This is a genomic window from Pseudomonas sp. NyZ480 (assembly GCF_029537255.1).
Taxonomy (GTDB): Bacteria; Pseudomonadota; Gammaproteobacteria; order Pseudomonadales; family Pseudomonadaceae; genus Aquipseudomonas; species Aquipseudomonas taiwanensis.
In genome coordinates this window covers 4,549,090-4,565,932 of record NZ_CP120626.1, presented here as the reverse complement: position 1 = coordinate 4,565,932, position 16,843 = coordinate 4,549,090, and the positions used below count along the sequence as shown (strand labels likewise).

12 protein-coding genes are annotated in these 16,843 nt (G+C 62.8%); 9 read left to right on the top strand and 3 right to left on the bottom strand.

Annotated features, from left to right (window positions below; all coding sequences use genetic code 11):
• Positions 1-18: 18 nt before the first annotated feature.
• A complete protein-coding gene (locus P3R38_RS20900) occupies positions 19-984 on the bottom strand; it encodes a 2-hydroxyacid dehydrogenase (protein WP_023382325.1) in 966 nt (321 codons plus the stop codon).
• Positions 985-1,144: 160 nt separating this feature from the next.
• On the opposite strand from P3R38_RS20900, the gene P3R38_RS20895 reads away from it, so the two are divergent.
• The 8 genes from P3R38_RS20895 to P3R38_RS20860 all read left to right on the top strand — a co-directional run bounded on the left by P3R38_RS20895 (position 1,145) and on the right by P3R38_RS20860 (position 13,796).
• Positions 1,145-2,827 carry a fatty acid--CoA ligase gene (locus P3R38_RS20895; RefSeq protein ID WP_023382324.1) on the top strand — a complete coding sequence of 561 codons (1,683 nt, stop codon included), beginning with the start codon at positions 1,145-1,147 and terminating at the stop codon, positions 2,825-2,827.
• A gap of 330 nt (positions 2,828-3,157) precedes the next feature.
• Positions 3,158-5,095, top strand: a complete 1,938-nt coding sequence (locus P3R38_RS20890) for a DUF1302 domain-containing protein (RefSeq protein WP_023382323.1) — start codon at positions 3,158-3,160, stop codon at positions 5,093-5,095.
• 17 nt (positions 5,096-5,112) lie between these two features.
• Entirely contained in the window at positions 5,113-6,477 is a 1,365-nt protein-coding gene (locus P3R38_RS20885; protein WP_027907455.1) for a DUF1329 domain-containing protein, read from the top strand.
• Positions 6,478-6,792: 315 nt separating this feature from the next.
• Positions 6,793-9,510, top strand: a complete 2,718-nt coding sequence (locus tag P3R38_RS20880) for a LuxR C-terminal-related transcriptional regulator (RefSeq protein WP_023382321.1) — start codon at positions 6,793-6,795, stop codon at positions 9,508-9,510.
• Positions 9,511-9,672: 162 nt separating this feature from the next.
• A complete protein-coding gene (locus P3R38_RS20875) occupies positions 9,673-11,280 on the top strand; it encodes a tetratricopeptide repeat-containing response regulator (RefSeq protein WP_023382320.1) in 1,608 nt (535 codons plus the stop codon).
• A complete protein-coding gene (locus tag P3R38_RS20870) occupies positions 11,277-11,969 on the top strand; it encodes a HAMP domain-containing sensor histidine kinase (RefSeq protein ID WP_023382319.1) in 693 nt (230 codons plus the stop codon). The genes P3R38_RS20875 and P3R38_RS20870 overlap by 4 nt, the downstream gene beginning before the upstream one ends.
• A gap of 356 nt (positions 11,970-12,325) precedes the next feature.
• The gene (locus P3R38_RS20865; RefSeq protein ID WP_041925550.1) at positions 12,326-12,967 is read left to right on the top strand and encodes an MBL fold metallo-hydrolase; all 642 of its coding nucleotides are present in this window, start codon (positions 12,326-12,328) and stop codon (positions 12,965-12,967) included.
• A 109-nt stretch (positions 12,968-13,076) separates the two neighbouring features.
• Positions 13,077-13,796, top strand: coding sequence for an OmpA family protein (locus tag P3R38_RS20860; RefSeq protein WP_023382317.1), 720 nt, complete (start codon positions 13,077-13,079; stop codon positions 13,794-13,796).
• Between the two features lie 81 nt (positions 13,797-13,877).
• Here the strand turns inward: P3R38_RS20860 and pta are convergent, their stop codons facing one another.
• Together pta and P3R38_RS20850 are read right to left on the bottom strand one after the other, a co-directional pair.
• On the bottom strand, positions 13,878-15,965 hold the full coding sequence (gene pta, locus P3R38_RS20855; protein ID WP_023382316.1) for a phosphate acetyltransferase: 2,088 nt from the start codon (positions 15,963-15,965) through the stop codon (positions 13,878-13,880).
• A gap of 31 nt (positions 15,966-15,996) precedes the next feature.
• Complete coding sequence (locus P3R38_RS20850) at positions 15,997-16,284, bottom strand: DUF3565 domain-containing protein (RefSeq protein ID WP_023382315.1); 288 nt, start codon at positions 16,282-16,284, stop codon at positions 15,997-15,999.
• A gap of 14 nt (positions 16,285-16,298) precedes the next feature.
• On the opposite strand from P3R38_RS20850, the gene P3R38_RS20845 reads away from it, so the two are divergent.
• A complete protein-coding gene (locus tag P3R38_RS20845) occupies positions 16,299-16,784 on the top strand; it encodes a peptidylprolyl isomerase (RefSeq protein ID WP_023382314.1) in 486 nt (161 codons plus the stop codon).
• The last annotated feature ends 59 nt before the right edge of the window (positions 16,785-16,843 follow it).

The window sequence follows — 16,843 nt, the reverse complement described above, 5'->3', positions numbered from 1 at the left end:
CAGAGGCCGGCGTGCGGCTCAGCTGACCACGCGCCGTGGCTGGCCGGCGAAAAAGGCCTGGGCGTTTTCGCTGAGCTGGCCAACGATGCGCTGGCGTGACTCCACCGCGCCCCAGGCGCTGTGCGGAGTGATGACCAGGCGGGGAATGTCGGTGGCCAGCAACGGGTTGCCGTTGACCGGTGGCTCGACGCTCAGCACGTCGGTAGCAGCGCCGCCCAGGTGACCGCTGCGCAGGGCGTCGGCCAGGGCCTGTTCATCGATCAGGCCGCCGCGTGCGGTATTGACCACCAACGCGCCGGGTTTGAGCAGGGCCAGCTGATCGGCGCCGATCATGTGCCGGGTGTGCTCGTTCAGCGGGCAATGCAAGGTCAGGGCATCGACTTGCGGGAGCAGCTCGTCCAGCGGCAGGCGGTCGTCCCGCGCCGGGCGACCGGGGATCTGCCCGCTCAGCACGCGCATGCCGAAAGCTTCGGCCAGGCGCGCCACCGCACCGCCCAGTTCACCGTGACCGAGCAGGCCGAGGGTCTTGCCTTCAAGCTCAACGATCGGGAAGTCCAGCAGGCAGAACTGGCTGGCCTTGGCCCAGCGGCCATCGGCTACTGCCTGGTTGTAGTCACACAGGCGCGTGGCCAGGGCCAGCAGCAGGGCAAGGGTGTGCTGGGCCACCGAAGGGGTGCCGTAGCCTTGGCAGTTGCACACGGTAATGCCCTGGGCCCTGGCCGCCGCCAGGTCGACGTTGTTGGTGCCGGTCGCGGCCACCAGGATCAGCCTGAGCTGCGGGTTGGCGGCCATGGCCGCGGCGTCGAGCACGACCTTGTTGCTGATGACTGCGATGGCACCGTGCAAGCGTTCGGCTACCTGGTCAGGGCGGGTCGAATCGAACAGCTGGAATTCGTCGAACTGGCTTTGCAACGGCGACAGGTCGAGGTCACCGAGGTCCAGGGACAGGTGGTCGAGAAACACGGCGCGACGCGGGCTTGGCATCAGGAAGCTCCGGTGGAGGGTTGAGAAGGGCCAACACCCGAACAATGCCACTCATACCTTGGTTGAGCCAAATCATTCCTTTGGCTGATTTAGCCGTCACATTGGCCAACTAGAGTTGGTATCAGAGTTGTCCGACACGCTTTCAAGAAAAGGGATACCCATGCTGCAGACTCGCATCATCAAGCCCGCCGAGGGCGCCTATGCCTTCCCGCTCCTGATCAAACGCCTGCTGATGTCGGGCAGCCGCTACGAAAAGACGCGTGAAATCGTCTATCGCGACCAGGTGCGGCTGACGTATCCACAACTCAACGAGCGGATCGCCCGGCTGGCGAACGTGTTGAGCGAAGCCGGGGTCAAGGCCGGCGACACTGTCGCGGTGATGGACTGGGACAGCCACCGCTACCTGGAATGCATGTTCGCCATCCCGATGATCGGGGCAGTGGTGCACACCATCAACGTACGCCTGTCGCCCGAACAGATCCTCTACACCATGAACCATGCCGAAGACCGCTTCGTGCTGGTCAACAGTGACTTCGTCGGCCTCTACCAAGCTATCGCGGGGCAACTGACCACAGTCGACAAGACGCTGCTGCTGACCGACGGCCCGGACAAAACCGCCGACTTGCCCAACCTGGTGGGCGAATACGAACAGTTGCTGGCCGCCGCCAGCCCGCATTACGACTTCCCTGACTTCGACGAGCACTCGGTAGCCACCACGTTCTACACCACCGGCACCACGGGTAACCCCAAAGGGGTTTACTTCACCCATCGGCAACTGGTGCTGCACACCCTGGCCGAAGCCTCGGTCACCGGTAGCATCGACAGCGTGCGGCTGCTGGGCAGCAATGACGTGTACATGCCTATCACACCGATGTTCCATGTGCATGCCTGGGGTATTCCCTACGCCGCTACCATGCTTGGCATGAAGCAGGTGTACCCAGGGCGTTACGAACCGGACATGCTGGTCAAGTTGTGGCGCGAGGAAAAAGTCACCTTCTCCCACTGCGTACCGACCATTTTGCAGATGCTGCTCAACTGTCCGTCGTCGCAAGGCGAGGACTTCGGCGGTTGGAAAATCATCATTGGCGGCAGCGCGCTCAACCGTTCCCTGTACGACGCTGCCCTGGCCCGTGGCATCCAGCTCACGGCCGCCTACGGCATGTCCGAAACCTGCCCGCTGATCTCCGCCGCGCACCTGAACGACGAATTGCAGGCTGGCAGCGAGGACGAACGGGTCACCTACCGGATCAAGGCCGGTGTGCCGGTGCCGTTGGTGGAGGCCGCTATCGTCGATGGCAACGGCAATTTCCTCCCCGCCGACGGTGAGACCCAGGGCGAGCTGGTGCTGCGCGCGCCGTGGCTGACCATGGGCTACTTCAAAGAACCGGAAAAAAGCCAGGAGCTGTGGGCGGGCGGTTGGCTGCATACCGGTGATGTGGCGACCCTCGATGGCATGGGCTACATCGACATCCGCGACCGCATCAAGGACGTGATCAAGACTGGCGGCGAGTGGATTTCGTCGCTGGACCTCGAGGACCTGATCAGCCGTCATCCGGCGGTACGCGAGGTGGCGGTAGTGGGGGTTGCCGACCCGCAGTGGGGCGAGCGTCCATTTGCCTTGCTGGTGGTACGCGACGGGCAGGCAATCGATGCCAAGGGACTCAAGGATCATCTCAAGCCGTTCGTCGAAGAAGGGCATATCAACAAGTGGGCCATTCCAAGCCAGATCGCCGTTGTTACTGAAATTCCCAAGACCAGTGTCGGCAAGCTCGACAAGAAGCGTATCCGCCAGGACATCGTTCAGTGGCAAGCCAGTAACAGTGCGTTCCTGTCGACCCTGTAACACTGTCGCGGGTCGCCTCCAAACGGTCGCGACCCGCATGCTAGAGAGGCAGCGCCTTGCCAAACGGCGAAAATGCGCCATGCTTCGCTCTGCTGGCGCGCCGTGATCACTGTCACGGGTCGCGTTGCAGGCACGGAACGCAAATCACACTTTAGAGGGATCAAGCACCTGTGCCTGCTGGCTATAGTCGAGGCCAGGGGATTTTTCAGGAATGGGGGAGGGCGACATGCGCAACACGTGTCGCCGCAGGTAAACGCCTGCATACCGGTCGCACGGGCCGTTTCTGAAAGGACTCACTGCCATAACAAAAAAGTACATGGAGTAGCGTCGATGAAATCTGCAAACCTGTTCTGGCGCCGGGCCAAGCTGCCCCTGGCCGTCAGCCTCGCTTCTACGCTCGCAAGTCCAGCTTTCGCGGTCAGTTTCAACATCGGAGAAATCGAAGGCCAGTTCGACTCGTCGCTCTCCATTGGCGCCAGCTGGTCGACCGCCAACCCTAACAAGAACCTCATCGGGGTCAACAATGGCGGCCGGGGGCTGTCGCAGACCTCCGACGATGGCCACCTGAACTTCAAGAAGGGCGAGACCTTCTCGAAGATCTTCAAGGGTATTCACGATCTCGAACTCAAGTACGGCGACACGGGCGTATTCGTGCGTGGCAAGTACTGGTACGACTTCGAACTGAAGGACGAGCACCGCGAGTTCAAGGACATCAGTGACTCCAACCGCAAGGAAGGTGCAAAGTCCGCAGGCGGGGAAATCCTCGACGCATTCATCTATCACAACTACAGCCTGGGTGACTTGCCGGGTACCGTTCGTTTCGGCAAGCAGGTCGTGAGCTGGGGCGAAAGTACCTTCATCGGCGGCGGCATCAACGCCATCAACCCAATCGATGTCTCGGCGTTCCGCCGGCCTGGCGCGGAAATCAAGGAAGGCCTGATCCCGGTCAACATGTTCTACCTGTCGCAAAGCGTCACCGACAACTTGACCATGGAAGGCTTCTACCAACTGGAGTGGGACCAGACCGTCGTCGACAACTGCGGCACCTTCTTCTCCCAGCCCGACGTGATTGCCGATGGTTGCAACAACAACCTGGCGGTGCTGGCCACCCAGGATGCCGTGGCGAGCCGCCTTGGCGCTCAGATCGGCCCATTCGCCGGCCCGGCCATGAATGCGCTGGCCGGGCAAGGCGTGACCTGGGGCTCGCCTGACGAGGGTGTGATCGTGAAGCGTGACGCCGACCGTGACGCCCGTGACAGCGGCCAGTTCGGTGTGGCCCTGCGCTATATGTACGAGCCGCTGAACACCGAGTTCGGTGGTTACTTCATGAACTACCACAGCCGTGCGCCGATCTTCAGCGGCCGTGGCGCGGCTGCCGGCTTCTACCAGCCAGGCAACCTGGCCGGGGCACTGATCGCTGCGGGCGTTCCGGCCGCTGCCGCGACCAACCCGGCGCTGCTCCAGGCGCTGATGCCGCTGTATGTGGCGGGCAACTCCAGCTACTACGTGGAGTATCCGGAGGACATCCGCCTGTACGGCCTGAGCTTCTCCACCACCTTGCCCACCGGCACGGCGTGGAGCGGCGAGATCAGCTACCGGCCGAACGCACCGGTGCAGTTGAACACCACCGATATCCTCTACTCGGGCCTGACCCCGCTCAACCCCAATGCCTCGGTCCTGGAAGGGAAGGCCGACACCGACCAGCCAGGCTATCGCCGCAAGGAAATCACCCAGCTGCAAACCACCTTCACCCACTTCTTCGACCAGGTCATGGGCGCGGAGCGCCTGACCATGGTGGGCGAGGTTGGCTGGACCCACGTCGGTGGCCTGGAAAGCACCTCCAAGGCGCGCTACGGGCGTGACCCGGTGTACGGTCCGGGTCCGCTGCCCAATGGTACCTGCCAGGCGCTCAACGGCAGCACGCTGGCCGGTGGTCCGCAGAACAACCTGTCGCGTTACTGTGAAAACGATGGCTTCACCACGTCCGACTCCTGGGGTTATCGCGTGCGGGCCATCTGGGACTACAACAACGTCTTCGCTGGCGTGAACCTGCGCCCCAGCGTGGCGTGGTCCCACGACGTCGACGGTTACTCGCCAGGCCCAGGCGGCAACTTCGAGGAAGGCCGCAAGGCAGTCAGCCTCGGCCTGGACGCCGAGTACCAGAACACCTACACCGCCAGCCTGTCGTACACCAACTTCTTCGACGGCAAGTACACCACCGTGGATGATCGCGACTTCGTCGCCCTCAGCTTCGGCATGAACTTCTAATCAGGACGAGACAGACAATGAAAACAACCAAAAGTCTGCTGAAAGCCGGGGTACTGGGCCTGTCCCTGCTGGCGACCAGCGTCATGGCTGCGGTTTCCGCCGACGAAGCGGCCAAGCTGGGCAGTACCCTGACCCCAATGGGCGCCGAGAAGGCCGGAAACGCCGACGGCTCGATCACGGCCTGGCAGCCGCTGTCCAAGACTGCCGGCAGTGTCGACAGCAAAGGCTTCCTGTCGGACCCGTACGGCAGCGAAAAGCCCAAGTTCACCATCACCGCGCAGAACGTCGACCAGTACAAGGACAAGCTGTCTCCCGGCCAGGTAGCGATGTTCAAGCGCTACCCCGACACCTATAAGATCCCGGTCTACCCGACCCACCGCGGGGCCACCGTGCCTGATGAGGTGTTCGCCGCCATCAAGGAAAACGCTACCAAGACCACCCTGGTCGAAGGTGGCAATGGTCTGAACAACTTCAAGACCGCTGTGCCATTCCCAATTCCGAAAAGTGGCCTGGAAGTGGTCTGGAACCACATCACTCGCTATCGCGGCGGCAGCGTGAGCCGTCTGGTAACCCAGGCTACACCGCAGCAGAACGGCTCTTACAGCCTGGTGTACTTCGCGGACCAGTTCGTCTTCCGTGACAAGATGAAGGACTACGACCCGAACAACCCCGGCAACATCCTGTTCTACTTCAAGCAGGAAGTGACCGCGCCGGCGCGCCTGGCGGGGACCGTACTGCTGGTGCACGAAACCCTGGACCAGGTGAAGGAGCCACGCAAGGCCTGGATCTACAACGCCGGCCAGCGTCGTGTTCGCCAGGCACCGCAAGTGTCCTACGACGGCCCGGGTACCGCGGCCGACGGTCTGCGCACCTCGGACAACCTGGACATGTACAACGGCGCACCCGACCGCTACGACTGGAAGCTCGAAGGCAAGAAGGAGATGTTCATCGCCTCCAACGCCTACAAGCTCGATGACCCGAAGCTCAAGTACGCCGACATCCTCAAGGCCGGTCACATCAACCAGGACCTGGCGCGTTACGAGCTGCGCCGAGTGTGGCATGTGGTTGCGACCCTCAAGCCTGGCCAGCGCCACATCTACGCCAAGCGTGATTTCTACATCGACGAAGACACCTGGCAGGCGGCGGTGATCGACCAGTACGACGGCCGTGGCCAGCTGTGGCGCGTCTCCGAAGCCCACTCCCAGGACTACTACAACGTGCAGGTGCCGTGGTACACCCTGGAAGCCATCTACGACCTGCAGTCGGGCCGTTACCTGGCGTTGGGCATGAAGAACGAGGAAAAACGTGCCTACGACTTCGGCTTCAGTGCCAGCAAGGCCGACTTCCAGCCTGCTGCGCTGCGCCAGACAGGGGTACGCTGAACCCCAACCTGAAAACACCTTGCTATCTCCCAGAACGCCCCGGCTTGCCGGGGCGTTTCTGTTTTTGCCACAGGCCCCGCCGCCCGCAAGGTCGTCGCGCTGCACATGGGCATCGGCTGGCCAGCGATAAGCACCCCATCATTGTGCTGAATACCCTGGCAAACCCCCGCTCCAGCCTTTGTCCATCGGTGCTGTTGCTTTTTGTCGTAGTCTTTTTTGTGCCTGTAGCGTCCATCATCTTCAAATACGCCGAGTTACCCGCTAGTCTCGCAGCAATCCGTACTGCCGAAGTCTTCCAACTAGAACGAGCCGGCCATGACAGATCTGTCCCGTATGAATGGATTCGCCAGCCAGGCTTTGGGCCTGCTGGACGGGCGTTTCTTCCGGCCACCGCTGCCGGAGGGCCATGTACCGCGCCCACGCTTGTGCCAGCGCCTGCATGCAGGGTTGGCGGGGCGCTTGTTGTTGGTCAATGCCCCGGCCGGGTTCGGCAAGAGCTCCCTGGCCGTCGAGTTCAGCCAGGCACTGCCCGATCACTGGCGTAGCCTCTGGCTCGGGTTGAGCCGCCGCGATGCTGATCCTGGGCGTTTCCTCGAACGGTTGCTCGAAGGCCTCCAGCAGTTCTGTCCGGCGCTGGGTGGCCAGGCCATGGGGCTGCTGAAAATGCGCCAGCGCCATCAGCCGTTCGCGTTCGAGGAGTGGATCGACGGCCTGCTCGACGAATTGGCGCTGTACCTGCAACCCGACACCCCGTTGTTGCTGGTGCTGGATGACTATCACCTGGCGCAGGGGCCGGTACTCGACCGGTGCTTGCAGTTTTTCCTCAATCATTTGCCCAATGGGCTGGTGTTGCTGATCACCAGCCGTCAACGACCAGACTGGCACCTGGCGCGCCTGCGCCTGTCGCGGCAACTGGTAGAACTGAACGAGCAGGACTTACGACTTACGCCTGATGAATCGCTGGCGGTCATTGGCCGGCAACCCATTGGGCTGCGTGGCCAGGCCCTGGACAACCTGATCCAGCGCAGCGATGGCTGGGTGGCCGGGCTGCGCTTCTGGCAGTTGGCGGCCAGCGAGTCCGGCGATGAACATGCCTTACCCCAGGCCCTGCATGGCGGCGAGGGGCTGATCCGCGACTACCTCTTGGAAGAAGTGATCGACATCCTGCCGGCCGATGTGCAGACGTTCCTGTACGACACCGCCTGCCAGGAGCGATTCTGCGCTTCGCTGTGCGATGCCCTGCGCGAGCGTCAAGACAGCGCCACGATCCTGCGTTACCTGCAGGCTCACCAGGTGTTCCTGGTGCCTTTGGACGAGCACGGCCACTGGTTCCGCTACCACCACCTGTTCTCGGACCTGCTGCGCAGTCGCCAGGCCAGTGAACCGCTGGCGCAACTGCACTTGCGTGCCTGTCGTTGGTTCGAGGCCCAAGGCCTGCTGGATGAAGCGGTGGAGCAAGCCCTGCGCGCCGGCCACCTGGATGTGGCTGCCGATCTGGTGCAGAGCCTGTCGGAAGAACAACTGCTGGCCGAACAGAATGTCGGCATGTTGCTGCGTTGGAAGATGGACTTGCCGGACAGCCTGCTGATCAGCACGCCGCGGCTGATCGTGCTGTACAGTTGGGCGTTGGGGCTGGCCTGTCAGCTGGATGCCGCGGAGGAACTGGCGGGGTATCTGAGCCGCTTCCTGCCTGCGCCATCGGCCACTGCGCAAAAGTCCATGCTGGCCCAGTGGCTGGCGCTGAGCGGTGTGATCGCCCGGGGGCGTGGTGACCGTGAGCGCACGTTGACTTACTGCGGCGAGGCGTTGCAGAGTCTGCCGAACAAACGCTATGGCCAGCGCCTGGTATGCCTTTCGACGCTCTCCAACCTGGCCATCGCCGATTCCGACTTCTGGCGTGCCAGGGGCTGGAACCGCGAGGCGCTGGAGCTGGCCCAGCGGGTCGGTAACCCGTTGTTCGAGGCGCTTGCTCATTACGACCGTGCCCGTGTCCTGCATGCCCGTGGCGAAGTGTTGCGGGCTCTGGATGAAGTTCGCCAGGGGTTGCAGCGTCTGCAAGGGCTGTCGGGCCAGCGGCTCTATGCCGTGCGCGCGCGGTTGACGCTGTATGAAGGATATCTGCTCGCTTCGAACCTGCAGCCGGCGCAGGGCCGGGCGCGTTTGCGGGCGGGGCTCGGCGAAGCGCGCGCCTGTCGTGATATCAGCGTACTGATCGGGCACTGCGTGATCGCCTCGCTCGATGGCCGCGAAGGCCAGTTTGCCGAAGCGTTCGCCGAGCTGGCCGAGGCAGAGCGGTTGATGCACATCTGGGACGTGCCGCCGATCTACTACCTGGCCATGATCACCTTGGTGAAATGTGAATTGTGGCTGGCCCAGGGGCGCACCGACCTTGCCGAGTCCTGGTTGCTGCGGCTGGGCCAGACCTACGGTGGCGAGCATGCGGCGGCGCCCCCGGAATTCCACCCCTTGCTGCCACTGCACATCGAGCTGCAGCAGGCGCTGCTCGAGCGTATCCAATCGCGCAGCGAAGAGGCGGTGCGGCGCCTTTCGAGCCTGGTCGAGCGAGGCCAGGCCAGCGGCGGGATGATGCTGACGGTGTTTGCGCTGTGCCAGTGGATGGCCCTGCTGCTGGAGCAGGGGCTGGAGGCGCAGGCCTCGGCCCTGTTGCCCAAGGCGCTGACGGCGGCTCAAGGTGGCATTCTGCAGCCCTTCCAGCGCTTGATCGAGGCGCATCCGCTTTGGCTGCGCGAACAGTTGCTGGTGAATGCAGGCGGTTATGCCCAGGCCCAATTGCTTGCGCGTCTACCCGAACTGCCGCTGGCCAGCGCTGGCAATGCTGAAGCCCTCAGCAGCCGGGAGCTCGCCGTACTGGAGCTGATCGCCCAAGGTTGTTCCAACCAGCAGATCAGCGAGCGGTTGTTCATTTCCTTGCACACCGTCAAGACCCACGCCAGTCATATCAACAGCAAGCTGGGGGTAGAGCGGCGCACCCAGGCCGTGGCCAAGGCCAAGTCCCTTGGCCTGCTGGCCTGAAGCTGGTTCTGCAGGCTGTCGCCTTGTAAAATGATGGCTCAGTGCCATTAATTGGGCGTCGCGTTCTCCGGGCTCATCTTTCCTGAAGTGCTGCCGATAAAAAAATCGGCGGTATGCATCGCCACGCGCCATTTTCCAATTATCCCAAGACAGGTCGTGTTGATGCTGCAGTACGGGCAAAAAAGCTTTCTGATCGTCGACGACTTCACCGACTTTCGCACGTCGACCCGTTCCATGCTGCGCGAACTGGGCGTGCGTGATGTGGACACCGCCGACAGTGGCGAGCAGGCCATCCGCATGTGCGGGCAGAAGCGCTACGACTTTATCCTCCAGGACTTCCACCTGGGCGACGGCAAGAAGAACGGCCAGCAGGTGCTGGAGGACCTGATCCTCGACAAGCTGATCAGCCACGAGTGCGTCTTCATCATGGTGACGGCCGAAAGCAGCCAAGCCATCGTGCTCAGCGCGATCGAACATGAGCCCGATGCCTACCTGACCAAGCCGTTCAACCGCGTTGGCCTGGCTCAGCGCCTGGAAAAGCTGGTGCAGCGCAAGACCCTGCTCAAGCCGATACTCCAGGCCCTGGACCGCGGTCGTCCGGCCGAAGTGCTGGCCGCGTGCGCCGAGCTGTGCAAGCAGGACCCGCGCTTCGCCCCGCTGTGCCTGCGCTATCGGGCCGATGCCTTGCGCGATCTCGGCCGCTTCGACGAGCTGGACAAGTTCCTCAAGGCCATTCTCGCCAGCCGACCGCAGCCGTGGGCGTACTCGGCGCTGGGCAGCCTGCTGCACAAGCGTGGTCAGCATGCCCAGGCCCAGGGCGTGTATGAACAGGCGCTCAAAGCCTTCCCGATCATGCCGGCGCTGTACGACGGCATGGCCGAGGTGCTGGTCGCCCAAGGCGAAACCAAGCGTGCCCAGCACATGCTGGAAGAAGCCGTGCGCCTGTCGCCCCTCGCGGTAAGGCGTCAGGCGGCCCTGGGCAAGCTGGCGTTGAGCAACGAAGATTTCGAAAGTGCCTCCAAGGCTTATCGGCATGCGGTGAACCAGGGGCAGAGCTCGCGCTACAAAGATGCCGAAAGCAACCTTGGCCTGGTTCAGGCATTGATGAACAAGAACGCGGGTTTTGGCCTCGATGCGCGTACTCGCGTCGAGATCAATACCGTGCTCAGCGAGGTGGCCAAGGAGAACGTCGAGGACCAGGGTCTGCAGGTTCGCGCCCGCTTGATGAAGGCCGCCAGCCTGCAGCAGGCAGGTGATGCCGAAACCGCCGCCAAGTTGACTGAGCAAGCCATGCAGCGTCTGGACAAGATGGAGCAGTTCTTCTCGGTCGAGGCTGCCCTTACCGTGGCCAAGCAGTTGCAAGCGCTTGGCCAGGAGGCAGCGGGCGGCGCCATTCTCAAAGGTTGCGTGGAAACCTATGGCGACGACCCCAAGGTCATGCAAAGCGTCGCCAAGCTGACTGACGACCCGGCGGTGCTTGGCGCTGTCACCGAGGCTGTCGACCTCAACCGTCAGGGTGTGCGCAGTTACCAGGGCGGGCAGTTGAACGAGGCGCTGGAGATGTTCCGCAAGGCGTTGGGGCTGCAACCGAAGAACATCAGTATCGCGCTGAACACGGCCCAGGCGTTGTTGCGCATCGGGGGTGAAACGCCATCGCCCGACATCATGCAAGAGTGCCGCAGTTGCCTGAACAGCGTGGCCGGCATCCCCGCCAGCGATAGCCGCTACGACCGCTATCGCAAATTGCACGTTCGGATATTCGGCGCATGAACCAGGACAACCAGGGGCTGGATTTCTCCACGGTGATCGCCTCCACCGTGCATGACGTGAAGAACTCGCTGTCAGCGTTGATCCAGGCACACGACCAGTGGCTGGCGCGCTTGCCCGAGGAGCTGCGCGGCGGGTCCGAGCAAGGGGTCATGGAACATGAGTTTCGTCATCTCAACGGCATGCTGGTGCAGCTGCTGGGCCTTTACAAACTGGGCGTCAACCAGTTGCCGGTATGCCCGGACTACCACGAGCTGGACGACTTCATCGAGGCCCAGCTCGCCGCTCACGAGGAGGTGCTCAAGCACCGCGATATCCTCGCTACCTGGCGTATCGACAGCGACAACCCGCTGGGTTTTTTCGACCGCGAACTGGTCGCCACGGTGGTGGCCAATGTGCTCACCAACGCCATCCGTTATGCCGGCCATGCGCTGCTGATCAGCATCGAGGAAGACGGTGAGCAGTTGGTGATAAGCGTCAACGACGATGGCGCGGGTTACCCTCCACGCATGCTCGAACGGCAGTTGGACTATGTGCAAGGGATCGACCCGCAGAGTGGCAGCACCGGGCTTGGTCTTTACTTCGCGGCCAGGATTGCGGCACTGCATGAACGCAATGGCGTACGCGGACGGATCGAGATTGCCAATGGCGGGGCGCTTGGCGGTGGGTTGTTCCGGTTGTATTTGCCTTGAGGCTGGTGGTGAATTGCGTTGAGGGTATTGGCGTACGCATGTATTTTTAGCGCCTATGAATGCGAACGCCGCCCGCGCGGCGCATCGCGAGCAAGGCTCGCTCCTACGTTTTTTTGGCCAGTAACACCAGTGGCAGACACGCGCGACCGCCTTGTTCGTAAGACTCGGTTTCGCGCCGTGCACCAAAGCGGTCGCGCGCAAATCCCGTAGCCATGACTGGCCCGAAACAAACGTAGGAGCGAGCCTTGCTCGCGATTCGCTGCGCGGGCGGCGCTCGATCTGCGCCTCACTACAGAACTGATGGTAGGCTCTCGTCTGAATCGCCCAAAACATACTCGGACATGCCCGGTAGCCAGATGCCCCCGCAAACCACCCTCATCCGCGAAACGTTCCCCGTCGGCCCCCTGCAGTGCAACTGCACGCTGATCGGCGACCCTGTCAGCAAAAAAGCCATCGTGGTCGATCCTGGGGGTGACCCGGACAAGATTCTCGCCCGCCTGCAGGCCCATGGCCTGACCTTGGTGAGCATCATTCACACCCACGCGCACTTCGACCATTTCCTTGCCTCAGGCAAGCTCAAGGAGTTGACTGGCGCCACCCTGCATCTGCACAAGGATGACCAGCCGCTGTGGGACAACCTGGAAATGCAGTGCCAGATGTTCGGGGTGCCCTACACGCCGGTGCCTTCGCCAGACCGCTGGCTTGGGGACGACGAGGAACTGGCCTGCGGTTGTGGCGTGGCGTTGCACACCCCGGGACACACGCCGGGTTCGATGAGCTTCTGGTTCGCCGAGGCCAAGCTGCTGGTAGCCGGTGACACCCTGTTCCGCCGTGGAATTGGCCGCACCGATTTGTGGGGTGGCGATCAGCGGGCCATCGTGCGCTCTATCAAGGAACGGTTGTATCGCCTGGACGAAGAGGCCATCGTGGTGACTGGCCACGGCCCTGACACACGCCTGGGCGACGAAATGCGCGAGAACCCTTTCGTGCGGGCGTGAGCCATCATGAAAAGCCTTTCATGGAATTTTTCCGTAAATTACCCATCCAAGGCTGGCGAAGATCCATTCGCGCTCTGCCGTACACATGAATTTCAGTAGGAGCTTGTCCATGTTCACCATGCGTCGTCTGATTATCGTCGCTACCGCCGCGGCCCTGATGGCCGGCTGTGCCAACCAGAACCCCTATGACAGCCAGGGTCAGGCGCAGGGCTCCACCGGGATGAGCAAAACCGCCAAGTACGGTGGCTTGGGCGCGCTGGCCGGTGCTATCGCCGGTGCCGCCATCGACCACAACAACCGTGGCAAGGGTGCGTTGATCGGTGCAGCCGCCGTCGGTGCCGCTGCCGCAGGCTATGGCTACTACGCCGACAAGCAGGAAGCCGCGCTGCGCGCGCAAATGGCAAACACCGGCGTCGAGGTTCAGCGTCAGGGTGACCAGATCAAGCTGATCATGCCAGGCAACATTACCTTCGCTACCGATTCGGCGAACATTGCCCCTAGCTTCTACACACCGCTGAACAACCTGGCCAGTTCGTTCAAGCAGTTCAACCAGAACACCATCGAAGTGGTTGGCTTCACCGACAGCACCGGCAGCCGCCAGCACAACATGGACCTGTCCCAGCGCCGTGCCCAGGCAGTCAGCAGCTACCTGACCTCCCAAGGTGTCGATGCCTCGCGCGTCACGGTGCGCGGTATGGGCCCGGACCAACCGATCGCCAGCAATGCCGATGCCAATGGCCGGGCGCAGAACCGCCGTGTCGAGGTCAACCTGAAGCCGATTCCTGGCCAGCAGTATGACCAGCAGGGTCAGGTTCAGCAGTACCCTTGATTGAGATAGGGGCTGCTGCGCAGTGTCTTCAACCACTGTCGCAGCGGCCTTGATCCGGGGCTGCCATGCAGCCCCTTCTCTCTAGCGCACCACGCTGGCCTGAATCGCCGTCAAGGCAATGGTGTGCACGATATCGTCCACCTGTGCTCCACGCGGCAAGTCGTTCACCGGCTTGCGCAACCCCTGCAGCATAGGTCCCAGGCTGACCCCGTCGGTGCTGCGCTGCACCGCTTTGTGGGTGGTATTGCCGGTATTCAGGTCGGGGAATACGAATACCGTGGCACGCCCGGCCACTGGGCTTTGCGGTGCCAGCTGACGGGCGATCTCGGGGTTGGCTGCCGCGTCGTACTGCAGCGGGCCGTCAATCAGCAGGTTACGTTCGACGCTCTGTGCCAGGCGTGTCGCTTCTCGCACTTTTTCCACTTCATCATCGCTCGCCGAATCGCTCGAATAGCTGATCATCGCAACTCGTGGCGCGATGCCGAACGCCTGCGCGGATTCGGCGCTCTGCCGGGCAATTTCGGCCAGTTCGCTGGCGCTGGGGTGCGGGTTCATCACGCAATCGCCGTACACCAGCACCTGGTCGGGGAACAGCATGAAGTACACCGAGGACACCAGGCTGGCGCCCGGGGCGGTCTTGATCAGTTGCAGGGCAGGGCGGATCGTGTTGGCGGTGGAGTGCACCAAGCCAGAAACCAGGCCGTCGACCTCATCCAGTGCCAGCATCATGGTGCCGATCACGACCGGGTCCTCCAGTTGCTGCTCGGCCATGGGCGCATTGAGGTTCTTGCTCTTGCGCAGGTCGACCATCGGTTCGACATAGCGCCCGCGGATCTGTTCCGGGTCGAGAATTTCCAGGTCCGCCGGTAGGCTGATGCCCTGCGCGCGGGCTACCGCCTCGACGTCCTCGGGTTTGGCCAGCAGCACGCAGCGGGCGATGCCGCGCGCCTGGCAGATGGCAGCCGCCTGCACCAGCAACGGCTCGGCACCTTCGGGCAGCACGATGCGCTTGTTGGCTTGTTGGGCGCGTTGGATCAACTGGTAGCGGAACACCGCGGGTGACAGGCGCAGCTCGCGCGGGGTACCGCAACGCTGGTGCAGCCAAGCGGCGTCGAGGTGGCTGGCCACGAAGTCGGTGATGAATTCGGCGCGCTCGCGGTCATCCACCGGTATCTCGCGGTTCAACGAGTTGAGCTGGTTGGCGGTGTCGTACGAGCCGGTGCTGACCGACAGGATCGGCAGGCCAGCCTGCAGGGCGCCACGGCACAGGCCAAGGATGCGGGTGTCTGGCTTGCTGTCGCTGGTCAGCAACAGCCCGGCCAGGGGGACGCCGTTGATCGCCGCCAGGCTCACTGCGAGGATGATGTCGTCACGGTCGCCTGGCGTGACCACCAGGGTGCCCGGCGTCAGCAAGGGGACGGTATTGGCCACTGTGCGGGCGCAGATGATGATCTTGTTCATGCGCCGCTGCTCGTAGTCGCCGGCGTTGAGCACTTGCGCACCCAGCAGCTCGGCCACGTCGCGGGTGCGCGGGGCATTGAGCTCGGGCTGGTAGGGAATGCAGCCGAGCAGTCGGAAGTCATCGCCGCGCAGCAGGGGCGAATGCTCGCGAAGGCGCGTGGCGAACTCGGCCATGCTCTCATCGGTTCGCACTTTGTTGAGGATCACCCCGAGCACTTTCGGGTCGCGTGGGCCACCGAACAGCTGGGCTTGCAACTCGACGCGGCCGGAGAGCTCGCTGAGCACTTCGTTTTCCGGCGCCGAAACCAGGATCACTTCGGCGTCCAGGCTCTTGGCCAGGTGCAGGTTGACCCGCGCCGCATAGCTGGCATGCCGGGTTGGCACCATGCCTTCGACCACCACCACGTCATTGCCGACGCAAGCTTGTTGGTAAAGCCGGATGATCTCTTCCAGCAGTTCGTCCAGCTGGCCGTCGCCGAGCATGCGTTCCACATGGGCCAGGCTCAGCGGAACAGGCGGCTTGATGCCGTGGGTGCGGGCCACCAGCTCGCTGGAGCGCTCGGGGCCGGTATCGCCCGGATGAGGCTGGGCAATGGGCTTGAAGAAACCCACCTTCAGCCCGGCGCGCTCCAGGGTGCGCACCAGGCCCAGGCTGATGGAGGTCAGGCCGACACCAAAGTCGGTCGGCGCAATGAAAAATGTCTGCATGCGTGCTTCTCGAAATAAGCGGTGCAAGGAATCAACGGCCAAGGGTAGCGCTATCGGCCCCCTGTGCGCACCAGCCGCAGGCGAAAGCCTGTCCGATGTGCTGTCGCCGTTGTCCGGCGTCGAGCACCCACGGGCGAGCCTGCCAAGGGGGTTGGTGGCGCAGATGTTGGGTATGGCCGCAGGAAAGCTCGACCACCCAGTGGCCTTCTTCGTCCTGGTGAAAGCCGGTGATCCGACTGATGGGCCGCTCCTGGTCCGCGGTGCGTTCGCATTCGGACGGTGCCTTGGTTACACTGGTGTCCTCTACATACTTTTGCAAAAGGTCGTGCCCCCATGCTGATCGCCGCCAACAAGGCTGTCTCCATCGAATATACCCTGACCAACGACGCCGGTGAGGTCATCGACAGCTCCGTCGGCGGCGCGCCGCTGGTGTACCTGCACGGTGCCGCCAACATCATCCCGGGCCTGGAAAAAGCCCTGGAAGGCAAAGAGTCCGGTGACGAGCTGGCCGTTGCCATCGAGCCGGAAGAAGCCTACGGCGAATACCTGGCCGAGCTGGTCAGCACCCTGAACCGCAGCATGTTCGAAGGCGTCGACGAGCTGGAAGTCGGCATGCAGTTCCACGCTTCGGCGCCGGACGGCCAGATGCAGATCGTCACCATCCGCGACATCGACGGCGATGACGTCACTGTCGACGGCAACCACCCTCTGGCTGGCCAGCGCCTGAACTTCAAGGTCAAGGTCGTCGACGTGCGTGACGCCAGCGAGGAAGAGATCGCTCACCGTCACATCCATGGTGAAGGTGGCCATCACCACTGATTTTCTGCGCTAAGCTCAGAAAGTCGCCAGGCGCTCGGGCAAGCCGACCAGCCTTCCCA